Source organism: Streptomyces sp. NPDC059037, assembly GCF_042740015.1.
GTDB lineage: Bacteria > Actinomycetota > Actinomycetes > Streptomycetales > Streptomycetaceae > Streptomyces.
On sequence record NZ_JBHYIG010000457.1, the window covers coordinates 1 to 4,459 of the forward strand.

4 protein-coding genes are annotated in these 4,459 nt (G+C 74.4%); 2 read left to right on the forward strand and 2 right to left on the reverse strand.

The window, feature by feature from the left end:
• Positions 1-253 precede the first annotated feature (253 nt).
• Positions 254-988, reverse strand: a complete 735-nt coding sequence (locus ACFWY6_RS44460) for a class I SAM-dependent methyltransferase (protein WP_384703330.1) — start codon at positions 986-988, stop codon at positions 254-256.
• Positions 989-1,275: 287 nt separating this feature from the next.
• Between ACFWY6_RS44460 and ACFWY6_RS44465 the strand changes: the two genes are divergently transcribed.
• The gene (locus tag ACFWY6_RS44465; RefSeq protein ID WP_384703333.1) at positions 1,276-2,937 is read left to right on the forward strand and encodes an FAD-dependent monooxygenase; all 1,662 of its coding nucleotides are present in this window, start codon (positions 1,276-1,278) and stop codon (positions 2,935-2,937) included.
• Positions 2,938-2,968: 31 nt separating this feature from the next.
• Positions 2,969-4,156: a cytochrome P450 gene (locus ACFWY6_RS44470; protein ID WP_384703336.1), complete on the forward strand. Its 1,188-nt coding sequence runs from the start codon at positions 2,969-2,971 to the stop codon at positions 4,154-4,156.
• Between the two features lie 19 nt (positions 4,157-4,175).
• On the opposite strand, the gene ACFWY6_RS44475 is transcribed toward ACFWY6_RS44470, so the two are convergent.
• Positions 4,176-4,459 (reverse strand): NAD-binding protein (locus ACFWY6_RS44475; RefSeq protein ID WP_384703339.1); only part of this gene is annotated, 284 nt, incomplete at its 5' end.

Here is a 4,459-nt window from a genome sequence, read left to right on the forward strand (position 1 = left end):
AGCCGGGGCCGGCCCCCCCGCGGCCCGATCGCGGGCCCGCGCGCCGGCCCTGGGGGGGGGGGGGGGGCCCCGCCCCCCCCCCGGCGGGGGAGCCGCCGGGCGACGGGCCCGCGTCAGCCTCGTACGACCCGACGGGCACCTGTGCTACACCGGGGCCCCCGATGAACTCGGGGCCCTGCGCGCCTGCCTGGAGGGTCCTTGCGCGTGGCTGCCGCGGGCCGAGGGGTGAACTTCAGGACGGGCCGGTGGCGGGTCAGGCGGACGGCGCGTCCCAGACGGCCGTGCAGAGCGTCGGGTTCACGTCGTCCCTGATCAGTGCTCCGGGCAGGGCGTCGGCGTACGCACGGTGGAAGGCGCTGCGGGACAGCGGGAGATTGCCCCGGCTCATCTCCAGCCAGCGCGGGTGCAGCATCAGCCGCACCGCGTCGGCGGCCGCGGCGGAGTCACCCGAGACCTGGTACACCATCCGCGCGGTGCCGAAGGCGTACGGCAGTTGCCAGCCGTCCACCGAGGTGTCCCAGTCGTCGTCGAGCACCACGTCGATGACGACGAGCCGCCCGCCCGGCGCGACCAGCGAGCGCAGCCGTGCGAGTACCTCGTCGGGCGGACCCATGTGGAAGACGGAGTTGACGGACAGGACCAGATCGAAGGTGCCGTCCCGGTCGGCCGACAGACCGAAGACGCCGCGGCGTTCGTAGCGGATGGCCGGCTTGGCGCGCAGCGAACGGGCGATGTCGAGCATCCGCTCGGCGATGTCCACGCCGAGCACCTCTTTGTAACGCGACGACAGGAGCACACAGTTGCGGCCCCCGCCGCAGCCGACGTCCAGGGCACGGCCGCCGTCCCGCAGCTGATCGTTCAGCCAGCCGCGTACGGGGCTCTCGTCGCCGTCGATGACCTGGATGAACCGCTCGTACAGCTCGGCGAGGTCGTCGAAGTACGGCTCCTCGGCGGGGGGTTGGGAACGGGCATCGGTCTGCTGGGCCATGGAATTCCCCGATCTGACGGCTCGGTCTGCGGCCCGGCGGGCGCCGGTGGCCCCGAGGGTAGGGACGCAAGCCCCCGCCGGAAGCCGCCCGTGATCCGGGGACGCGTGAACCCGCGCATCCCCGTGGGATGACGGGCCCGCGGGGCGGCGGCGGACCCGCTCCGGGCCGCGCGGAGCCACGCGTTCCGGGCACCGGCGGGGGATGTGGGGCCACCCGCCCCGGCAACAGACTGTCCCGGGGCGGCAGCAGGCCCGCACCCCGGCCCGACGACGAACGGGAGAGACCGATGCCGCGCCCCCCACTTCATACGGATGTCCTCGTCGTCGGCGGTGGCCCGGTGGGCCTCGCCCTGAGCCTCGCCCTGCGCCACCACGGCGTCGACCACCTCGTGGTCGAGCGCACGGACGGCACGGTCGGCCACCCCAAGGTGGGCACCGTCGGCCCCAGGTCGATGGAGCTCTTCCGGCGCTGGGGCGTCGCCCCCGCGCTGCGCGCGGCGGGCTGGCCGGACGACCATCCGCTCGACGTCGCCTGGGTGACCGCGGTCGGCGGCCACGAGATCCTGCGGCTCCCCTTCGGCACCGCGGCCGGCAGGCCGCTGCCCGACCACACCCCGGAGCCGGACCAGGTCTGCCCCCAGCACTGGCTCATGCCGGCGCTCCTGGCCGCAATCGGCACCCGCCCGCGCGGCCCGGTCGGCCTCGGCCTCCGCTGCGACGGGATCGTGCGCCACGACGACCGGGTGACGGCCACGGTGACGGACGAGGCCGACGGGACGAGCACCACCGTCGAGGCCGCGTACGTGGTGGCATGCGACGGCGCGGCATCCCCGCTGCGCAAGGCCTGCGGGGTGCCCGCTCCCTCGTACCACCGCACCCGAGTGTTCCGGAACATCCTCTTCGACGCCCCCGAACTCCGGGACAGGCTGGGCGAATCGGCGGCCCTTGTGCACTTCCTGACCGCGCCCGGACTGCTGCGCTATCCGCTGCGGGCGATGGACGGACGCCGGATGTACCGCCTGACGGCGAGCGCCGAGAGCGAGGAGGAGCGGGCCGAGGACGCCATGGGGCTGCTGCGCCGGGCGGTCGCCTTCGACACGCCGCTCACCGTCCTTTCCGACAACACCTGGCATCTGACGCACCGGGTCGCCCAGAGCTTCCGCGCCGGGCGGGTCTTCTTCGCGGGCGACGCCGCCCACACCCTCTCGCCGTCCGGCGGCTTCGGCATGAACACCGGCATCGCGGACGCCGACAACCTCGCCTGGAAGCTCGCGGCGCGGCTCGCCGGATGGGCGGGGCCCGGACTCCTCGACAGCTACGACACCGAGCGGCGCCCGGTCGCCGAGCAGAGCCTCGACGAGGCACACGCCAACATGGCGCGCACCACCCGCAGGGCCCTGCCGCCGGAGATCGCGTCCGACACCGCCGAGGGGGAGCGGGCCCGCGCCGAGCTGGCCCGGCGGATGGAACAGGGCGGCGTACGCCGGGAGTTCGACGCCCCGGACATGGCCTTCGGGCTGCGTTACGACTCCCCGCTCATCATGAACGGGGGCGTGGGCGCGGGCTCGGACGCGGGCTCCGACCGGGCCGATGGCACGCCGGACTGGCGGCGGGGAGCCGTCCCCGGTGTGCGTGCCCCGCACGCCTGGCTCGCACCGGACCGCTCCACGCTCGACCTCTTCGGCCGCCGGTACGTACTGCTCACCTTCGACCCGACCGAGCCCGCGGTGGAAGCGCGGCGCGCGTTCGCCCACCACGGCGTGCCCCTGACCGTCACCCCGTGCGCGGACCCGGACGTCGCCCGGCGGTACGCGCGGCCCCTGGTGCTCGTGCGCCCCGACGGCCATGTCGCCTGGTGCGGGGCGGAGTTGCCGGCGGACACGGATACGTTCGTGCAGCGGCTGCGCGGGGCCGCGCCCGCCACTGCCACTGCCCCGCTCTGGCTCTGACCTCACAGGACCCTTCATGGAAAGGCGCCCCATGGAAGAGCCGGAAGTGTTCCCCGCCGACCGGGAGTGCCCCTACGAGCCCCCACCGGGTTACGGCAGGCTCCGGGAAGAGGGGCCCCTGTCGCGGGTGGCCCTGCACGACGGACGACCGGTCTGGGTGGTGACCGGGCACGCCGAGGCACGCTCCCTGCTCGCCGACCCGCGGCTCTCCGCCGACCGCCAGAACCCCGCCTTCCCGCACCCGACGCCGCGCGACGCCGCCCTCAGCTCCCAGGTGACACCCCTCGTCGGCGTCGACGAACCCAATCACGCGCGGCAGCGGCGCCTGGTCCTTCCCACGTTCAGCTCCCGGCGCATCGGCGCGATGCGGGAGGACATCCGGCGGATCGCGGACGGGCTCCTCGACACCATGCTGGAGCAGGGGCCGCCCGCCGATCTGGTCGCCGCGTTCGCGCAGCCGCTGCCGTCGATGGTGATCTGCGAACTCCTCGGAGTTCCGTACGCCGACCACGACTTCTTCGAGAGCCGCTCGCACCGGCTGCTCACGGCGTCGACGGCGGCCGGGGCGGAGCAGGCGCGCGCGGAGCTCGAAGGCTATCTGCGCGACCTGGTCACGGCGCGCGAGGCCGACCCGCGTGACGCGCTCCTAGACGATCTGATCGCCCAGCAGCGCTCCCAAGGGGGCGTCGACCGCGACGAGTTGGCGGGCATCGCGCTCGTGCTGCTGATCGCGGGACACGAGACGACGACCAACATGATCTCCCTCGGCGCGCTCGCCCTGATGGAACACCCCGGAGAACTGGCGGAGTTGAGAGCGGACGGTGCGCTGCTGCCCGGCGCCGTCGACGAACTGCTCCGCTTCCTGTCCGTCGCGGACGGCCTGCTCCGCGTGGCCGTCGCGGACATCCCCGTCGCCGACCGGGTGATCAGAGCAGGCGACGGGGTGGTCATGGCCACGTCGCTGATCAACCGCGACGCCAGGGCGTTCCCCCGCCCGGACGTGCTCGACGTGCGGCGCTCGGCCGCTCAGCACGTCGCCTTCGGCCACGGCGTCCACCAATGCCTGGGCCAGAACCTGGCGCGCGCGGAACTGGAGATCGCCCTCACGGTGCTCCACACCCGCGTGCCCACGCTCGCGCCGAACCTCCCGACGGACCAGGTGCCCTGCAAGCCGGGCGGCACGATCCAGGGGCTGCTCGCCTTCCCGGTCACCTGGTAGCGCCCTGCCCGGCACCGCGTCAGGCGCGGGATTCGTCGTCGAAGCTGGCGAAGTACGCGGCCGCCATGTCCTCGTCCCCGTGGCCCTGCGCGGCGGCGCGGCGCAGGCGTTCGGCGCCCGCCGCGGCCACGTCGAGGCGGACGCCGTGCCGCTCGCCCGCCTCGACGATCAGGCGGGCGTCCTTCACCGCGGTGGCCCCCGCGAAGGCGGGGGGCGTCAGCCGGTCGCCCAGGATGAGATCGGCCTGTGCGTGAAGATAGACCAGTTCGAGCGGGCCGCCCGCGAGTTCTACGAAGACTGCCG